Below are 17,512 nucleotides of genomic sequence, written 5' to 3'. Positions count from 1 at the left end.
GCCCGCCTCACCCGCCCCCGAGCACCCCCCTCAACCGCTGGGCCCGCAGCACCAGTTCCAGCTCGAAGCGGCGGTCCGGGTCGTCGACCTCGTCGCCCCACAACTCCCGTATCTGCCGCAGGCGGTAGCGCACGGTCTGCGGGTGGACGCCGAGGCGGGCGGCCACCTCGGGGGCTCCCCCGCGGGTCTCCAGCCAGGCGAGCAGGGTCTCCGCGAGGCGCCGGCCGTGGGAGGGGCCGCAGTGCGCGAGGGGCGCGAGGCAGCGGCGGGCGAGGTCGTCGAGGAGCTCCTCGGGCTGGAGCAGGACGAGCGCCTCGGTGTGCTCCGTACAGAAGAGGACTTCGCCGGCGGGCAGCAGTCCGCGTTCCATGAGACCGGCCGCGGCCTCCGCCCAGCGCAGGGACTTGGCCGCGTCCGCGAGGGGCACGGGCGGGCCGATGGCGCCGGACCAGCCGCTCAGCGCGCGGCGCAGATGTTCGGCGCGGCCGGCCGCGTCCGGGTCGGGCACGACCATGCGCGGCTGCTCGCTCTCCATGTCGAGCAGGACGCCTTGGCCGACCGGGGGCGCCATGGCCTCGCGGGCCGGGCGGCGAAGGACCCCGACCGCGACCTGTTCGGGCAGGTCCCAGCCGACCCGGGCGGCGCGTTCGGCGAGCGGGTCGGAGGGGTCGCTGCGGTGTTCGGCGAGCAGCAGCTCCATCAACTTGCGCTGCAGGCGCAGGCGTTCACCGGCCTGGCGGGCTGCTGCCTCGGCGTAGCCGCGTACCGATAAGTCCACAAGGCCGTCCAGATACTCGAAGCCCGCCTCGGCGAGCTCGTACATGGCAGGGGGCGGGATCGCCACCTCCTGTCCGATCTCGGTGAGCCGGCGCCAGGCGAGCCGCACGCCCAGGCGGTAGACCGCCTGCAGGGAGTCGAGGGTGCGGCCGTGCAGGCCTTCGCCGCGGCCGAACTCCTGGAAGATCTCCAGCTGATAGCGCGGCCGGTCCTCGCGGGTGGCGAGTTCCCGTACGAAGCCGTCGAGGGCGCGGCGGATGCCGATCAGGGCCATCGGCTCGCCCGACTCGTCCAGGACGAGCTGGAGTTGGGGGTATTCGCGGCGGATCTCGCGCAGGATGTCGTCGGCGAGCCGCGGCACCTCGTCGAGGGCGCGTTCGGCGAACAGCTTCACCTGCAGTCGCGGTACGTCGCGCCACGCCGAGTGGCCGGTCACGGCCATCAGCGGTCCTGCGGCGTCTCGTAACTGATCAGCGGGGTGTTGGGCTGGTCGGGTGTGGCGTTCAGGAGCGCCACGATGCCGAAGGCCGCGGCGACGGCGAGTACCGCGGCGACGGCCGCGGTGAGTGCGCCGGCGACAAGTCTGTGCATGACGGGGTCCGCCTCTCGACTCACGGGTTGAGTGGTCACCACAACCCGTATCGGTAGAGAGCCCAACCGGTCCACTGCCGGCCCCATCCGGCAAGTGCCCAGTGTTGAGGGTCCATTGACAGTGCGTCAAGAGTGCGCCTACGGTTCCCGGCCCATACAGCACATGCTGTTTTTGTACAGCTCGTGCACGTCTCGCGCACCACCGAACGGCGCCCTCGACCGGGGTGCCGCACTCGACCCGACCCTCCTTGGAGTGCCCGGATGCGCCGTACCGCTTCCCCGTTGTCGCTGTTCATCCTGGGGCTGGGCGTGTTTCTGCTCGTCCTCGCCCCCATGCTCGCCTGGTACGTGGAACCGCGCGCCAAGCGCACTCCGACCGATATCGACACGACGACCGTCTTCACCGGCAAGGGCGCCTACTTCGACACCGGTGAGGTCGAGACCCTGAAGAACCAGGACCTCACGGTCACCCGCCAGGTCCGCGGCGACGTCGCCGACAGCAGCGACGAGGTGGCCGTCTGGGACGTGGTCACCTCGGTCGACTGGACCAGGACCGATGCGGTCCCGGCCGGTCAGAAGAAGACGACATTGCCGGCCTCCTCGCCGCACGACTCGCTGCAGTGGACCCAGGAACGCTGGGTCACGGACCGCGAGACCAACCGGCCCGTGCACTGCTGCCAGGAGGAGCCCTACTTCGAGGGCGAGGCCTACCTGAAGTTCCCCTTCGACGTGGAGAAACGCTCCTATCGCTGGTGGGACAACACCCTCGGCGCCACGGTGCCGCTCACGTACGAGGGCAAGCGGAAGGTCCAGGGGTACGAGGGCCTGCTGTTCAAGGCGAAGGTGGACCCGGTCAAGACCGGGACGCGCCAGGTGCCGGGCGCGCTCGTCGGCTCCCAGGCGAGCCAGGTGATGGCCGAGGAGTGGTACGCCAACCACGGCATCGAGCTGGTCGCCGACCAGCGCACGGGCCGGATCATCTACGCGCAGATCGGACCCAAGAAGACGCTGCGGGCGCCGGGTTCGGACGAGGACGCGGTGGTGCTGCTCGAGAGCGAGAAGATCGCGTTCACCGAGAAGACCCAGAAGGCGCAGGTCGCGCTGGCCGAGGACGACAGCAACCGATTGAAGCTGGTCGGCGGGACATTGCCCGTCGGAGCGGGGGCACTCGGGCTCGTGCTGGTCGCGGTCGGCGCGGTGCTCGTCATCCGCGGGCGGGAGCGGCCGAACGCCGGGCCGCCGAACGAACCGGAATCGGGATCGCCGGCACCCGCACCGGTTTCTGCCCCGGTTTAGACCACTTGTGCCCACACCCGGGTGCCACCGAGGACTTCCTCACGAAGTGATGAGCCGTCAGCCCCAAGTGGGCCCGAAATTGTCACCTCCGTGAGTAGCCGGAGCGAACACGGGGGCGAAAACTGTCTCTCCACTTGAGAGCCCTACCGAAAGTGCACAGCCGGTCCACAGACGGAAATCCCCACTCGCACCACACGAGTTGACGTGCTCCCCCATAGCACCGCACGACCGTAAGGAAAGGCAGAAGCCACCTCCTATCGGCCCCCGAACGATCCCCCCACAGACGTTCCGCACCCCGAGACGAGTTGGAGCTCGAATGCCCCAGCACGTACCCCCCTCGCTGCGCGACTCTTCCCCTCAGGAGGCTCTGCACCCTGCCCTCGACAGCGCGATACCGCCTTACCCGCGCCGCATCGTCTTCCTGGCCCGCCGCGACCTGGGCAACCCGGCCGCCGGCGGCAGCGAACTGCTCGTCGACCAGCTGGCCGAGGGCCTGACCCACGCCGGCCACCAGGTGACGCTGCTGTGCGGCGGGCCCGCGGCCTACCGCGACTACCGGGTGGTCTCCGCGGGCGGCGACCTCGCCCACCATCTGCGCGCCCGCTCGGCCTTCGCCCGTCAGGTCGGCGACTGCGACCTGCTCGTCGAGGTCTGCAACGGCATGCCGTATCTGGCGCCCCTGTGGCACAGGGGACCGACGCTGTGCCTGGTCAACCATGTGCACACCGACCTGTGGGGGATGCGCTATCCGGGCCCCGCGGCCCGGCTCGGCCGAAGACTCGAGCACTGGGCGCTGTCCGGCGCCCAGCGCGGCAATCTCCTGGTCGCCGTCTCCCCCTCGACGGCAACGGCGTTGCGCGAGATCGGCGTACCGCGTGAACGCATCCGCGTCGTGCACAACGGCGTGGACGAGCCAGGCCCGCAGGAACCACGCTCGGAGGAGCCCCTGTTCCTGGCGATGGGCCGGCTCGTCGAGTACAAGCGGATCGATCTGCTCCTGCGGCTGTGGGAGCGGGTCCGCCCGGTCACCGGCGGCCGCCTCGTGATCGTCGGTGACGGTCCCGAGCGGGAGCGGCTCGAGCAGATGGCCGGTCCCGACGTCCAGTTCACCGGACGGATATCGGAGGCCGAGAAGCACCGGCTGCTCTGCGCCTCCTGGCTGCTGCTCCACCCCTCCGCCGTGGAGGGCTGGGGCCTGGTCGTCACGGAGGCCGCGACCCGCGGAACTCCCGCGATCGGATTCGATGTTCCCGGGCTCAGGGACTCTGTCGAGGACGGCGTGACCGGCATCCTCGCCCGCGGTGAGTCCTCGTTCGCGGCGGCCTGGTGCACGCTCGCGCTGTCCGCGGAGCGCCGTAAGGCCATGGGCAAGGCGGCCGCCAACAGAGCGGCGCGCTACCGCTGGTCGCACACCGTGCGCCAGTTCCAGGCAGTGGCCGCGGAGGCGGTCGCGCTGAGGCGGGGGCGGGTGCGGTGAGTTCAGCTACGGGGGCGGCGGCCAAGGACTCTTCCGTGCGGAGGACCAAAGATCCTTCCGTACGGAGGTCCTTGGCCCTGTTCCGTGCGTTCCTGCGCGAACAGCAGGACCCGGAGCACTGCTACACCTTGCTCGCCCGCGACGCCGCCGACCAGGTGGAGGCATACGGTCCCCTCGAAGGCCGCACGGTCCTCGACATCGGCGGCGGGGGCGGCTACTTCACCGAGGAGTTCCGCCGGCGCGGCGCGCACAGCTATCTCTTCGAACCCGACGCAGGCGAAATCGGCAAACAGCCCCCGAAGGGCACCGTGCTCGCCGACGGCTATCTGCTTCCCCTCGCGGACGGGGTCGCCGATGTGGCCTTCTCGTCCAACGTCCTCGAGCACGTGGACGACCCGGGCACCTTCCTCAGCGAGATGGTGCGGGTGACCCGGCCCGGCGGACTCATCTACGTGTCGTTCACGAACTGGTACTCCCCCTGGGGCGGCCACGAGTGGGCGCCCTGGCACTACCTGGGCGCCGAGCGCGCCCGCAGACGCTACGAGCGGCGGGCCGCGAGGCCCGCCAAGCACACACTCGGCGAGAACCTCTACGCGATCCACATCGGCGCGACACTCCGCCAGGTACGGGCCCGGGACGACGTCGAGATCGTCTCGGCCCGCTCCCGCTACTGGCCGTTCCTGGCGGGGGCCGTGACGAGAGTGCCCGGACTGCGTGAGTTCGCCACCTGGAATCTCCTTCTCATTCTCCGGCGGTGTCCATGACCAGCACGGTCCAGTCCCCGCAGCTCCCGCCCCAGGCGCCGGCGCCCAACGCGCCGCCGACCCAGGGGCCGCCCGAAGGGCCGCGCTCGCGGCGCTGGCTGCTCGGGTTCTGGGCCGTGGTGTTCGTCCTCTTCCTGGCGGCCGCGCCAGGACGCATGACCTTCGACACCAAACTCGGTGTCAACGTCGATCCGTGGAAGTTCTTCGGCGACCTCGGTCAGCTGTGGCACGACCGCAACGGGTTCGGCGGGATCTCCGACCAGTACATCGGCTACGCCTTCCCCCAGCTCCCCTTCTACGGGATCGCCGACCTCCTCCAGCTGCCGGTCTGGCTGACCGAGCGGCTGTGGATGTCGCTGATCGTCGCGACCGCGTTCTGGGGGGCGCTGCGGCTGGCCGAACGCCTCGACATCGGCAGCCGTCACTCGCGGCTGCTCGGCGCGATGGTCTACGCCCTGTGGCCCACGTACACGATCGTCGTCGGCTCGACCTCGGCGGCGGCCCTGCCCGGCGCCGTGCTGCCGTGGGTACTGCTCCCGCTCGCGAACGACCGGGTGAGCGCCCGGCTCGCGGCGCTGCGCTCCGCCGCGATCATCCCGTTCATGGGCGGGGTCAACGCGGCCTCGGTGCTTGCCTCTTTGCTGCCGGTCGGCCTCTATCTCCTGTCCCGCCCGAACGGCCCGCGCAAGCGCGCGATGATCCTGTGGTGGGTGCCCGGCGTCATCCTCGCCACCGCATGGTGGATCGTCCCGCTGCTCCTGCTCGGCATCCACGGAGAGAACTTCCTGGCGTACGTGGAGACCGCGGAGACCACCACGGCCACCATGTCCGGCACGGAGGTCCTTCGCGGCGGCGGCAACTGGGTGGCGTATCTGAACTTCGGCGAACCCTGGCTGCCCGCCGGCTGGGACGTGGCCAACGGTGTGGTCCTCATCGTCTGCTCGGCGCTCGCCGCCGCCCTCGGTCTCGCGGGCCTGGCCCGGCGCGATCTGCCGGAGCGGCGCTGGCTGGTGCTGACCGTGATCTCGGTCGCCCTGGTCACCATGGCGGGTTACGGCGGTGCGTTCGGCGCTCCGTTCGCCGAGACCTTCCAGGGCTGGCTGGACGGCTGGCTGGTGCCGTTCCGCAACATCTACAAGTTCCAGACGGGTCTCGCGCTCGCGCTCGCCTTCGGTCTGATGCATCTCGTCGGGGTCGCCGCCGTCTCACGCGGCGCACGTCCCGTGCGGGGACGGCGCCTCGCGCCGATGATCGCGGCGGTCCTGGTGATTCCCGGGCTGCTGCTTCCGTATCTCAACGGCAATATCCTGCAGCCCGGTTCGTTCCAGAAGCTGCCCACGTACTGGCAGGCGACGGCCGACTGGCTGAAGAAGTACTCCCCCGATTCGCGTGCCCTGGTCGTGCCCGCCACCGCGCACGGCATCTACACCTGGGGCTCCCCCATCGACCAGCCCCTCGACGTGCTCGCCGATTCGCGTTTCGCCCAGCGGGATTACGTGCCGTTCGGGCAGCCCGGCAACCGGCGCGCGATGGACGCGGTCGAGCAGGCACTGATGACCGGCGGTGAAGTGCCGGGTCTGCAGGACTACTTGAGCCGGGCCGGTCTGCACTACGTCGTCGTCCGCAACGACCTCGACCCCGACCAGGTGGGTTACGTACCGACGTCGACGGTCAAGCGGACGCTCGAGGAGTCCGGTTACGAGCGGGTGACCGGACTCGGGCCGCAGACGACCGGCGGCCGGATCACCGACGACACCCCGATCCAGGTCGAGGGTCTGTACCCGCGCTCACGCGCCGTGGAGATCTACGCACCGTCGGACGCCACCGAGCGTCCCGGGCAGGCCGGGCTCAAGCCGGCCGCCAACACCGCGGTGGTCAGCGGCGGCCCCGAGGCGCTGCTCCCGCTGTCCGCCGATCCGGCGATGCGCGACCGTCCGGCCGTTCTGGCCGGCGACAACCACCCGGGCGTCGGATCGCCCGGGCTCCAGGCGGTCGGCGACGGTTTGCGCCGGGCCGACACCCGCTTCGGCCTGGTCAACAACAACACCTCCTATACGTATACGAAGGACGAGCGCAACCACAGCGAGAGCATGCAGGAGCCGGGCAGGAAGCCGCGCCAGGTCCTGCCCAGCGAAGGCATCGAGCACCAGACGACGGCCGTGCTGCAGGGAGCGAAGGAGGTCACGGCCTCGTCCAGCGGCAACTGGTTCTTCTATCTGCCGCAGTACGACCCGGTGAACGCCTTCGACGACAACCCCTCGACCGCATGGACCGAGGGCAGCGCCGGAGACCCCGAGGGTGAGTGGCTGCGGGTCGCGTTCGACGGCCGGCAGTACATACCGGGCGAGCTCTCCGTGACACCGCTCGCGCAGAACGGCGTACGGGCCGCGCCCACCCGGGTGCGGGTCGAGACGGACGGCGGCAGCGAGCCCGTGGAGAGCACGTTGCAGGCGAACGGCGCCGAGCAGAAGATCAAGGCGCCCTCGGGATCGGCCACTTGGCTGAAGATCACGATCCTGGACGTGGAGGAGGCACGGCCCGGTCTGTCCGGCGCGGGCTTCTCCGAGGTCTCCGTACCCGGGGTCAAGGTGAACCGGATGCTCGCGCTGCCCGCGGACGCCGCCGGCACCCAGGCCTCGGCGACCACGTACTCGCTGCACCGCTCCGCCGACCCGGGCGGTCTCTCGCCGCTGTCGGCGGAGGCCGGTCTGAACCGGCAGTTCGACGTGAAGACGGCCGGCGAGTACAGCCTCGAGGCCAGCGCGGTCTCGGTGCCCGGTGAGGCCTACGACAAGCTCCTTTACAAGGTCGCGCCCGAGCAGGAGCAGCAGCTCATCGCGACCGCGGACTCGACGGCTCAGCTGGGCCGGGGCCTGTCCCCGCGCAACCTCACGGACGGGGATCTCACCACGGCGTGGATCGCCGGGGACTCCAACGTGATCCATCTGAAGTGGCCGGACGCGAAGGAGGTCGACCACATCGTGTTCGCGGCGGCCGGCGGTCTGTCCACCCGGCCGCTGAAGGCGGAGATCAGCTCCCCGAACGGGTCGACCGTCGTCGGTATCGACGAGAACGGCGCCGCCCGCTTCGACCCCATCACCACCGACCGGCTCGACATCACGATCACCGAGACGGCGCCGCTGACCGTCCACAACCCGCTCGCCGACGAGAAGTTGCAGCTTCCGGTCGGTCTGACCGAGGTCTACCTGCCCGACCTGGAGCAGTACCGGACCAAGCAGCCCGACCCGGAGCGGCGCTTCACGCTCGAGTGCGGCGACGGCCCCGAGCTCACCATCGACGGCTCCCCGCAGCAGACCAGCGCCACCGGCACGGTCCAGGACCTGATGGAGCGCCGCCCCATCGAGGTCAAGCTGTGCGGCGGCGCGGACGGCGTCGAGCTAGGCTCCGGGACCCACCGCGTCCAGGCGGGCGACGAGGGCGCACTGGCGATCACCGATGTCCGGCTCACCCGGGGCTCCGCTCCCGAACCCGCCAAGGACCAGGGGTCGTTGACCGTCAACGACTGGGAGGGCGACCGGCGCTCCCTGACCGTCGACTCGGGCGCGGCCGCGTATCTGACGATGTACGAGAACTTCAACGACGGCTGGAAGGCCACCCTCGACGGCAAGGAGCTCTCGCCGGTGCGGCTCGACGGCTGGCAGCAGGGCTTCCTGGTGCCGGACGGCGCGAGCGGCACGATCGACCTCGAGTTCGAGCCCGCGGCGACCTACGAGATCGGGCTCATCGCGGCCGGTGTGCTCATCCTGCTCCTGCTGGTCGCGCTGGTCGTCTGGCGCCGTGACACCAACCGGCAGGGGCCGTCCCCGGTGCCGCCGGACGCCGGCCTGATCCTCGGCACCGTGGTGCTGACCCTGGTGGGCGTGGTGATCGCGGGACCGTTCGCCCTGCTCGTACCGGCGCTCGCGCTGCTCGCCTGGTGGCGGCATGCGCTGCTCGTGCCGATCGCGTTCGTGGCGATGGCGGGAGCCGGGATCGCGGCCGCCGCAGGGGCCGGGCAGGCGACGGTGGCGGATGAGGGCGCGTTCTCGCCCGCTGCTCAACTCCTCGCGCTGATCGCACTGTTCGCCGCCCTCGTGAGTGTGGGGACGGACGGGATGCGCAGGCAGGCGGCCGCCAGGATGGGGTCGGGCGCTGCGCCCGCTTCCGGCGGATATCCGGACCCGGGGCCGTACGGGGGCTATACGTCGGGCAGTTCGGGTACCACGCTGCCCCTGGGCACCCCGGCGCCGTACGCGGCGAGTCCCACTCTGTCGGCTCGCGGGCGTGGAGCCGCACAGCCGGAGCCGGACGAGGAACGGCCGACCTTCCGGCTGCCTCGGCGCAGGCGGGCCGCGGGAGCGGGTGCCGCGGGTGCTGCCGGAGCCGCGGGTGCTGCCGGTGCCGCGGCATCGGAGTCGGAGCAGGCGGAGTCACCCGAGTCCGCCGGGCCCGCGGAGCCGGGGACACCCGGGGAGACGGAGCAGGCGTGGCCGCTGGATCTGGAGAAGCCGGCGCAGGAGGGGGCCGCCGAGGACCCGTCCGGCGCGGAACCGTCCGTCTTCGAGCCGCCCGCGAAGGGCACGCCCGCCTACGGGACGGGTCCGGATCTCGTCGTACGGCCGCTGCCGACGGGTGAGGAGCCGCCGGCCGACGCACCACCGGCCGACGCCCCGCCACCCGCCGACACCGCACCGCCGTCCGACGAGGTGCCCCCGTACGACGCCCGCCCCGACGACCCGAGGGAGACCCGGGACGCACCTCCCGACGACGAAGACCGTGGAGACCGATCGGAGGACCGATGACCGCCGTGCAGCACCCCGCCTCGCGACCGGCGGCCACCCCGCGCCGGGTGCCGTTCCCGGTGGTCGACGAGGTGGCACGGCACTGTCTGCAGGAGGAGGAGCCCGAGACCGTACACATCGAGGTGCATCTGCCCGGACAGCCCGACCGGCAGCGGCTGCGGGAGGCCTTCGGCGAGGCGCTGCGCCGCCATCCGCGGATTCTGATGCGGGAGGCGGCGGGGCGCTGGTACCGGCGGCGGTACGAGTGGGAGCTGACGGACGGGCCCGATGTGCCCGTGGTGAGTTTCCCGCCGCCCGGCCCGGACGCGCTCAAGCACGCGCGGGTACGGGCGCTGGCCGAGGCTCCGCCGTTGTCCGCGTCGCCGCCGATCCGGCTCGAGATGGTGGAGAACCCGGAGGTGGCGGGAGGGAGCGTGCTGTTCCTGACCATCAACCACACGGCGCTCGACGGTCCGGCCTGCCTGCGGGTGCTCGCCACGGCGGCCGAACTGTACGGCGGGCGGGACAATTCGCCCGCTGCGCCGCCCGTCCGTACCGAGGGCTCCGAGGCGCCGGCCGTCGACATGCCGAGTTCCTGGGCGCCGCCCGCGCATGTGGCGGCCGGCACCCCGGAGCGCTCCCCCGGCAACGGCATGCTGATCGCCGAACTGCCGGTGCCGCGACGGGAGAAGGGCGTCCCGTACACGGTCAACGACCAGCTGATGGTCACCACCGCGCTGATGATCGCGCACTGGAACCGTGAGCACGGCAAGGCGCCGCGGCCGATGCGGATCACGATGCCGGTGGACGACCGTCCGCGCGGGGCGGAGATGCCGATCGGGAACGGTACGCGGCTGGTCGAAGTGCCGTTCGCCGCCGAGGAGTTGGACGCCTCGAGAATGGACGAGCTGCTGCGGCTGACCTCCGAGCGGACGCGGGCCCTCAAGTCCGCGGAGCGGCCCCAACTGGGACACGGCGCGGCCCTGTTGACCGCTCCCGTGGTCCCGGTGGCCTGGCGGGCGGCGGTGACGCGCGGGCTGCGCAAGGCGGTCGGACCGTGGACCTCGACGACCCTGCTCAGCAATATCGGCCGGGTCCCGTACCCGCTGGACTTCGGCGACGCGGGCCGGGCGCACGCGGTGTGGTTCTCGGCGCCGGCCCGCGTCCCGCGCGGCCTCACGGTCACGACCGCGTCGACCGCCGGCCGGCTGCACCTGGCGCTGCGCTGGTCCAAGTCGCTGCTCAGCGCGGGCGACGGGGCGCATCTGCGCGATCTGTTCGAGCACTATCTGCACGCGACGGAACCGGGGCGCTCATGACCACGACGACTCGACCGGGGTGCCCATGGTGATGACGATTCGCCCCGGGGTGCCCATGGCGATGACGACCCGACCGGGGTGCCCATGACCACCACACAGAGCCGTCCGCGTCCCGGCCTGCGGGACTTCTACGAGAACCCCTCGGTGCCCGTGGCCTCCGGCGACGCCCGCAGTCTGCGCCAGGCGCGGATGCTCGCCGACGCGCTGGGCCCGGCGGTGGCCGCCCCCGCCACCGTGCTCGACATCGGCTGCGGCGACGGCTCGGCCGCCCTGACCGCGGCTCCCCTGCTGTCCGGCCATCGCGTCATCGGCGTCGACTGGTCCCAGGACGCCCTGCGCCGCGCCCGTACGCATATGTCCGATGTCGTGCGCGGCGAACTCACCGACGGCGGGCTCCCGTTGGCGGATGGCTGCGCGGACGCGGTGCTCTTCAGCGAGGTCATCGAGCATCTCGTGGACCCGGACGCGGCCCTCGACGAACTGCGCCGCGTACTGCGCCCCGGCGGCCATCTGATGCTCTCCACACCGAACCTGGCCGCCTGGTACAACCGCGCCCTGCTCCTGGCCGGCGTCCAGCCGGTGTTCTCGGAGGTCAGCCTGCGCGGGATCCACGGCCGCCCGGGCTCGGAGGTGGTGGGCCATCTGCGCCTCTACACGGCGCGTGCGCTGCGGGAGTTCCTCACGGCGTCCGGCTTCGAGGTCGTACGGCTGGCGGGGGCGCCCTTCCATGGCGTACCGCGTCCGCTGCGCGCCCTGGACCGGGCCGCGTGCCGGCTGCCCTCGGCGTCCTCGATCCTGCTCGTCCATGCGCGCAAGCCCTCAGACGGAGGCTAGCCATGTGGTGGGGGGTGGCGGCGGCACTGCTCGCGAACGCGCTCTACAGCGTGGGCTTCGTCCTGGAGAAACGCGCCCTCACCTCGATGCCCTCGCTCAACATCAGCCAGCCCTTCCGGCTGCTCGCGCACGTCCTGAGCAGCCCTCTGTGGGTGGGCGGCGCGGTGGCACTCGCGGCCGGCTTCGGCGCGCAGCTGCTCGTCTACCGCACCCTGCCGATCGCCGCGGCCCAGGGCATCTTCGTCTCCGGTCTCGTACTGCTGGTCATCCTGTCGGCGCGGATGCTCGGCGAGCGGACCAGCAGCCGGGAGCGCTGGGCCATCGCCGCGATCCTGGCCGCGCTCCTCATGGTGGTGCTCTCCCTCAAGGAGGGCGCGGACAAGGTCGGCACGCACGCACCGGCCCTGACGGTCATCGTGGTCTGCGTCCCGTCGCTCGCGGCGGGCCTGTGGCTGTACGTGGCGGTCGACAGCCGCGCCCGCAACAGCCGGCACCGGATGCCCACGAGCGGCGTCGGGTACGGGGTGGCCGTCGGGCTGCTCTACGGCGTGAGTTCCCTTGCCATCAAGGGCGTGTCCAGCCATCTGCTCGCCGCCGACGGCCGGCGGTTCATGGACCGCTTCCTCGACCTGCTGATCTCCCCGTACCCCTATCTCCTGTGCTGCACGGGCGTGTTCGGCCTGATCATGTCGGCCGCGGCGCTACAGCGCTCCCGCGCGTCGCTGATCGTGCCGGTGTGCACGACGGTGACCAGCCTGTACACCGCGGTGCTCGGCACCCTGGCGTACGGCGAGCCGCTGCCCACCGATCCGGTACGCCTCGGCCTTCGGCTCGCGGGGACGGGGCTCGCGGTGGTGGTGCTGCTCGCGCTGCCACGGCACGACGGCGATACGGGCGCCGAGCCGCCCCCGAAAGCCGCCCCGGACCCGACAGCCACCCCGGACCCGACAGCCGAAACCGACCCGCAGCCGGGCGCCGCCCCGGCCCCGCCGACGACCAGCCCATCGGGGGACCCTCCGTCCGGACAGACCCCCACAGAAGAGACCCCACCGAAGTACACGAGGTCCCCCCGTCGCCCGCCTCCGCCCATCGCTCCCGCCGGGCGGACCATCCGGACGCATCTGCCGCGGCGGGTTCCGCCGGCCAGTACGCCGCCACGACCACCACGACCGTCGTTCGACGAACGCCGCAAACCAAGGAGTTGACGTTGCCGATGACACCCGAAGACCCCCTTCTCAAGATCCTCGCGTGCCCGCTCGACAAGGGCCCGCTCCATCTCCTCACCCCCGAGGAGGTGCTCTACAACCCCCGCCTTCGGCTGCGCTACCCGATCCTCGAAGGGATCCCCCAGCTGCTGCCGTCGTCCGGCGAACAGACCTCCGAAGAGGAGCACGAGCGCCTCCTGAAGCGGATCGAGCCGGTCGAGGCCGCCAAGGGGGCGGCGGACGCCTCATGACCCTCGCCGCACGCGTCGGCCCCCTGCTCCCGGAACACGTGGTGGGCCGCCTCGCCCAGATCCTCTATCCGCGCTTCGAGCCCGAACTGGCGCACCTCGACGACTACTTGCCGCGTGCCTGCCGTACGGCGGTGGACATCGGCGGCTGGTACGGACCGTGGTCGCGCCGCCTCGCCTCCCGTGCGCGCAGTGTCGTGACCATCGAGCCGGTACCGCATCTGGCGCGCACGCTGGAGCGGATCACCCCGCCGAACGTACGCGTCATCCAGGCGGCGGCGAGCGACAAGCCCGGCACGGCCCGGCTCTGGTTCCCTGCGGGGGACGCCGGCACCCGTGGCCTGTCCTCCCTCATCCGCCGCGACATCCACACCCACGGGGTCGACGTCCCGTGCGTTCCCGTCGACGAACTCGGCCTGGACCAGGTCGACTTCATCAAGATCGACGTGGACGGCAGCGAAATGGCGACGCTGCAGGGCGCGCGCAAGACCCTGGACCGCGACCGGCCGGCGCTCCTGATCGAGCTCGAGGCCCGTATCCAGCCCACGGCCCCCATCGTCGACCTGCTCACCACGCACGGCTACCGCGGCTGGGTCCTCCCCTCGGCGACCTGGCTCCCGCTCGACGACTTCGACCTGGACACCCACCAGGACCGCACGGCCCATGTCGCGAGCGCCGGCCTGCTCCGCCGCGTCCTGCCGTTCTCGGGCCCTCGGTATGTGAACTCGGTCCTGTTCCTGCCCGAGGGCCGCCGGCCCAGTCCGGCGCGTGTCCCGGCGGCTTCGCTGCGGCCGCACCGATGAGTTCTCCCCGCCGCCCCGGTCTACCTCTTCGTACCGAAGAACGCCTACTCAGGGAGGCAACCGTGAGCAGCAATGCGCTACCGCCGGTAGTCGACGCCAAGGCCTGGCAGCGGGAGCTGGACGCCCTGCGCGTACGGGAGAAGGCCGCCACCCGCGAACTGGACGCGATCGCGGCGCAGCGCCGGCGGCTGCCGATGGTGGAGATGCCGGAGTACACCCTCCAGTCCGCCGAAGGACCGGTCCGGCTCGTCGATCTCTTCGAGGACAAGAAGCAGCTGATCGTCTACAACCACATGTGGTTCCCCGGCGAGAAGTGGCAGTGCTCGGGCTGCACCGGCTTCACCTCGCAGTACTCCCGGCTGGACTTCCTCGCCCAGTGGGACGCCCGCTTCGTGATCGTCACGCAGGGTCCGATCGACGAGGCGCTCGCGTACAAGGAGCGCGTCGGCAACCCGATGACCTGGTACTCCACGGCCGGGGGCCCCTTCGGCGCGGACGTCGGTGCCCCGCCCGGCGCCGGTTTCGCGGTGAACGTCTTCCTGCGCGACGGCGACAAGGTCTACCGCACCTGGCACACCGACGGCCGCGGCTGCGAACAGCTCAGCCACACCTTCGCGCTCATCGACCTCCTGCCGTACGGCCGCCAGGAGGAGTGGCAGGACGTCCCGGACGGCTGGCCGCAGTCGCCCACGTACAGCAGGTGGATGGAGTCGCAGAAGTACGCGGAGCTGTACGGCGCCGACGGCGCCTAGCCCCGGCCGCTCGGCCGTCTTCTTTGCTCCGGCCACCTCACATCGCCCACCATGGCCCGCATGCCACGACACCCCGCTCCGACCCCCTCCCCCTTCACCCCGCTCGACTTCCAGCTCGTCCTCCTGCGGCGGATGGCCGACCACCAGCCCCTACTCGTGGACGACGCACGGCGTGAACTCGGCGTGTCCCAGGGGGAGATGCGGGAGGCGAACCGGCGGTGGCAGGCGATGGTGCGGTCGCCGCGGGGGCGTGGAGCGGTCGCGCGGTACCGGTCGGTGCTCGGGGCGCCCGAGGCGAAGATCCGCCGGCAGGTCGGGGATCTGGCCTGTGAGGCGCTGCTGTGGCCGGTGCCGCTCTGGCCCGGCCTGCGGTTCGAGGTACTGCTCGCGCCGGGCGGTGCGGCGGTGATCAACGAGTGGCTGATCCGCGCGCCGGGCGCGGCCGGCCCCGAGCTGCGCACGGTGGAGGATCTCGCGCCCTGGTCGGCCACGGTGGACGAGGTGGGCCGCGCGTTCCCGCCGGCCGAGCTCCTCGAGGGCTCGGCCCCCACTCGCTGGCGCCTCGCCTTCGAGGCACCGGATGCGGACGGGGTGCTCAAGGCGTACGTCGGGGACTTCACGTGGGGGTTGCTGCAGGAGGTCGTCCCCGCGGCGTAGACGGCTTTGGGCGTAAACGGTTTTCGTGGCGACCCCGCGTCGGGAGATAGTGCTGACCATGGTGGCGAGACCGGAGGTCGGCGACGCGGTGCGCCGGTGTGCCGCGTGCGGGGAGTACGCGTACGGCGGTGCGCCGGACTGTGCCGACTGCCGTGCGCTCGTGGACGCGATCGTCGAGGAGGAGTGGGCCGCGTTCGTACGCCGGTGGGGTGCGGGCGCGGACGAGGAGCGGGCCCTGGCCGAAATGGTCGCGGGTGAGCCGGACCGGCATGACTGGCGCGTGGTCGATGCCGCGTACGACCGGCTGATCTGCAACGACTGCGGGGAGCGGCTGGGGCGCGGGCCTGCCGGGTGCGGCGGGTGCGAGCGGGCCCACGGATTCCGGTACGCGGCGGTCGAGACGGACCGCCCCGGCGTACGGCCGGGCAACGAGCACGCGATCCGCGTGAACGTCTCCGTGGTGCGCCGCCCGCAGATGACCTCCGCGGCCGAACTCCTCGTACGGCGCAAGCTGCTGCCTCTGCTCCTGGTGGGGTTCCTGCCGAGCACTCAGGAGGCGCAGCGGCTGAGCGCGGCGATGAAGCGGGCCACGCCCGGGGAGCGGGAGCGGGTGGTGGACCGGGCCGTCGAGGAGACGGTGGCCCGGCTCGGGGAGGGATGCGAGTGAGTACCGGGGAGGGATACGAGTGAGTACGGAGACGGGACATCTGACCGATCGGGCCAGGCGCGCCCTCGCCCATGTGGCCGGGCTCGCCCGCGGCGGGCCGCTCGACGCGGCGCTGCGGGTCACGCTGAACTTCCACCCCGACCGCCTCACCGGCGACGGCACCCCGATCCTCGACGCGATGGCCGAACAGGGCCTCTACAGCTCGCAGTTCGTGACCGGCACGAGCAACGGCGGACTCACCGCGTACGAGGGCGGCGACCGGTGGCGCTGGGAGAGCCGGATCTTCGGCGGGGCGTACGACGATGCGCCGGGCGCGGAGCGTCCGGTGTACGGCGGGCTCAACTTCCGCCGCAGGACCACCGGTGCGGCGCCCCGTTTCGGCTCGGCGCATCTCCGCCTGTCGGCGGACGCGTCGGCCCGCACGACCTTCTGCTATCCGGACAGCTTCCTGGAGCCGGCCGACTTCGGTGTGGCCGCCGCCTGCGACCTGATCCCCCTCGCACTCGCCGACGACATGGACGCGCTCGACGACTACATCGAGACCCAGGTGCACGGCCCGGTGCGCTTCGCCGCCGATGTCGAGGCGCTGGTCCTCGACCCCTGCTTCCGGGGTACGCAGGTCGAGGCGTCGGCACGGAGGCTTGGCTGTCCGGTGGAGTTCCACGGCGGGTTCCGCATCTCCGTGGGCGAGTTGGCGCCGCGCGGCGACTTCCGGGGGCAGGAGTTCGTGGACCTCGGGCTCTCGCTCGCGGCCGACGGCTTCTTGGACCCGGCCCTGCTGGGAGAGGCGTCCCGGTCGGGTGCGTACGACCAGCAGGCGTTGAAGCGGGTCTGGCATCTCCTGGCACGGTTCGGGGCGCCTTCCGCGTAAGGGCCGACGCCGACGGGCGCCTTCCGTGTAAAGGCCGACGCCGACGGGCGCCTTCCGCGTAAGGGCTAATGCGCCTCGCCGTGACCCGGGTGCGAGGGCCGGTGATGCTCGGTCAGAACCGTGAGCAGCCGGGTGAGTTGGCCCTCCTGTGCGGGGGTGAGCGGGGCGAGCAGTTCGCGCTGGGCTTCGGCGATGAGCGCGTCGAGACGTTCCATGCGCCGGCGGCCGGCGGCCGTGAGAGTGATGACGTTGCGGCGCCGGTCGACGGGGTCGGGATCGCGGCGGATGCAGGAGGCGTCGGAGAGTTCGTTGAGCACGGCCACCATGTCGCTGCGGTAGATGCCCGTACGGCGGCTGAGTTCGGCCTGGCTGGCCGGGCCGGCGTCGGCCAGCGCGACGAGCACGGCGAAGTGCCACTTGCGCGCGCCCTCGGCGGCGAGGCGCTCGCTCACGAGCCGGTCGGCGACGAC

15 protein-coding genes and 1 pseudogene are annotated in these 17,512 nt (G+C 71.8%); 13 read left to right on the top strand and 3 right to left on the bottom strand.

What is annotated here, in order from left to right:
• Positions 1-7 precede the first annotated feature (7 nt).
• On the bottom strand, positions 8-1,219 hold the full coding sequence (locus ABT367_RS29835; protein WP_352256373.1) for a PucR family transcriptional regulator: 1,212 nt from the start codon (positions 1,217-1,219) through the stop codon (positions 8-10).
• The gene (locus tag ABT367_RS29830; protein ID WP_199548970.1) at positions 1,219-1,368 is read right to left on the bottom strand and encodes a hypothetical protein; all 150 of its coding nucleotides are present in this window, start codon (positions 1,366-1,368) and stop codon (positions 1,219-1,221) included. Before ABT367_RS29830 ends, ABT367_RS29835 begins: the two co-directional genes overlap by 1 nt.
• A 261-nt stretch (positions 1,369-1,629) precedes the next feature.
• Here ABT367_RS29830 and ABT367_RS29825 point away from each other — a divergent pair, with 261 nt between their 5' ends.
• From ABT367_RS29825 to ABT367_RS29765, 13 genes and pseudogenes are all read left to right on the top strand, one after another.
• The gene (locus ABT367_RS29825; protein WP_352256372.1) at positions 1,630-2,664 is read left to right on the top strand and encodes a DUF3068 domain-containing protein; all 1,035 of its coding nucleotides are present in this window, start codon (positions 1,630-1,632) and stop codon (positions 2,662-2,664) included.
• Between the two features lie 316 nt (positions 2,665-2,980).
• The gene (locus ABT367_RS29820; protein WP_352256371.1) at positions 2,981-4,141 is read left to right on the top strand and encodes a glycosyltransferase family 4 protein; all 1,161 of its coding nucleotides are present in this window, start codon (positions 2,981-2,983) and stop codon (positions 4,139-4,141) included.
• Positions 4,142-4,176: 35 nt separating this feature from the next.
• Positions 4,177-4,905, top strand: a complete 729-nt coding sequence (locus ABT367_RS29815) for a class I SAM-dependent methyltransferase (protein ID WP_352256370.1) — start codon at positions 4,177-4,179, stop codon at positions 4,903-4,905.
• Entirely contained in the window at positions 4,902-9,707 is a 4,806-nt protein-coding gene (locus ABT367_RS29810; protein ID WP_352256369.1) for a DUF3367 domain-containing protein, read from the top strand. The genes ABT367_RS29815 and ABT367_RS29810 overlap by 4 nt, the downstream gene beginning before the upstream one ends.
• Positions 9,704-11,005, top strand: a complete 1,302-nt coding sequence (locus ABT367_RS29805) for a condensation protein (protein WP_352256368.1) — start codon at positions 9,704-9,706, stop codon at positions 11,003-11,005. The genes ABT367_RS29810 and ABT367_RS29805 overlap by 4 nt, the downstream gene beginning before the upstream one ends.
• A gap of 84 nt (positions 11,006-11,089) precedes the next feature.
• A complete protein-coding gene (locus ABT367_RS29800; protein ID WP_352256367.1) occupies positions 11,090-11,839 on the top strand; it encodes a class I SAM-dependent methyltransferase in 750 nt (249 codons plus the stop codon).
• 14 nt (positions 11,840-11,853) lie between these two features.
• Positions 11,854-12,723 (top strand): annotated as a pseudogene (locus ABT367_RS29795) (hypothetical protein); the annotation flags it as partial.
• A 329-nt stretch (positions 12,724-13,052) separates the two neighbouring features.
• Positions 13,053-13,295 carry a Trm112 family protein gene (locus ABT367_RS29790; RefSeq protein ID WP_352256366.1) on the top strand — a complete coding sequence of 81 codons (243 nt, stop codon included), beginning with the start codon at positions 13,053-13,055 and terminating at the stop codon, positions 13,293-13,295.
• Complete coding sequence (locus ABT367_RS29785) at positions 13,292-14,095, top strand: FkbM family methyltransferase (RefSeq protein ID WP_352256365.1); 804 nt, start codon at positions 13,292-13,294, stop codon at positions 14,093-14,095. Before ABT367_RS29790 ends, ABT367_RS29785 begins: the two co-directional genes overlap by 4 nt.
• Positions 14,096-14,157: 62 nt before the next feature.
• Positions 14,158-14,847 (top strand): DUF899 domain-containing protein, encoded by a 690-nt coding sequence (locus ABT367_RS29780; protein ID WP_352256364.1) that lies wholly within the window; start codon positions 14,158-14,160, stop codon positions 14,845-14,847.
• A gap of 51 nt (positions 14,848-14,898) precedes the next feature.
• A complete protein-coding gene (locus tag ABT367_RS29775; protein ID WP_434975568.1) occupies positions 14,899-15,504 on the top strand; it encodes a hypothetical protein in 606 nt (201 codons plus the stop codon).
• Positions 15,505-15,562: 58 nt separating this feature from the next.
• Positions 15,563-16,171: a C27 family endopeptidase gene (locus ABT367_RS29770; protein ID WP_352256362.1), complete on the top strand. Its 609-nt coding sequence runs from the start codon at positions 15,563-15,565 to the stop codon at positions 16,169-16,171.
• Positions 16,172-16,190: 19 nt separating this feature from the next.
• A complete protein-coding gene (locus ABT367_RS29765; protein ID WP_352256361.1) occupies positions 16,191-17,042 on the top strand; it encodes a DUF3626 domain-containing protein in 852 nt (283 codons plus the stop codon).
• Between the two features lie 65 nt (positions 17,043-17,107).
• On the opposite strand, the gene ABT367_RS29760 is transcribed toward ABT367_RS29765, so the two are convergent.
• Positions 17,108-17,512 (bottom strand): MarR family winged helix-turn-helix transcriptional regulator (locus ABT367_RS29760; RefSeq protein ID WP_352256360.1); only part of this gene is annotated, 405 nt, incomplete at its 5' end.

The sequence above is a fragment of the Streptomyces mesophilus genome (genome assembly GCF_040300965.1).
Taxonomy (GTDB): domain Bacteria; phylum Actinomycetota; class Actinomycetes; order Streptomycetales; family Streptomycetaceae; genus Streptomyces; species Streptomyces mesophilus_A.
This window is presented reverse-complemented; position numbering and strand designations above follow the sequence as displayed.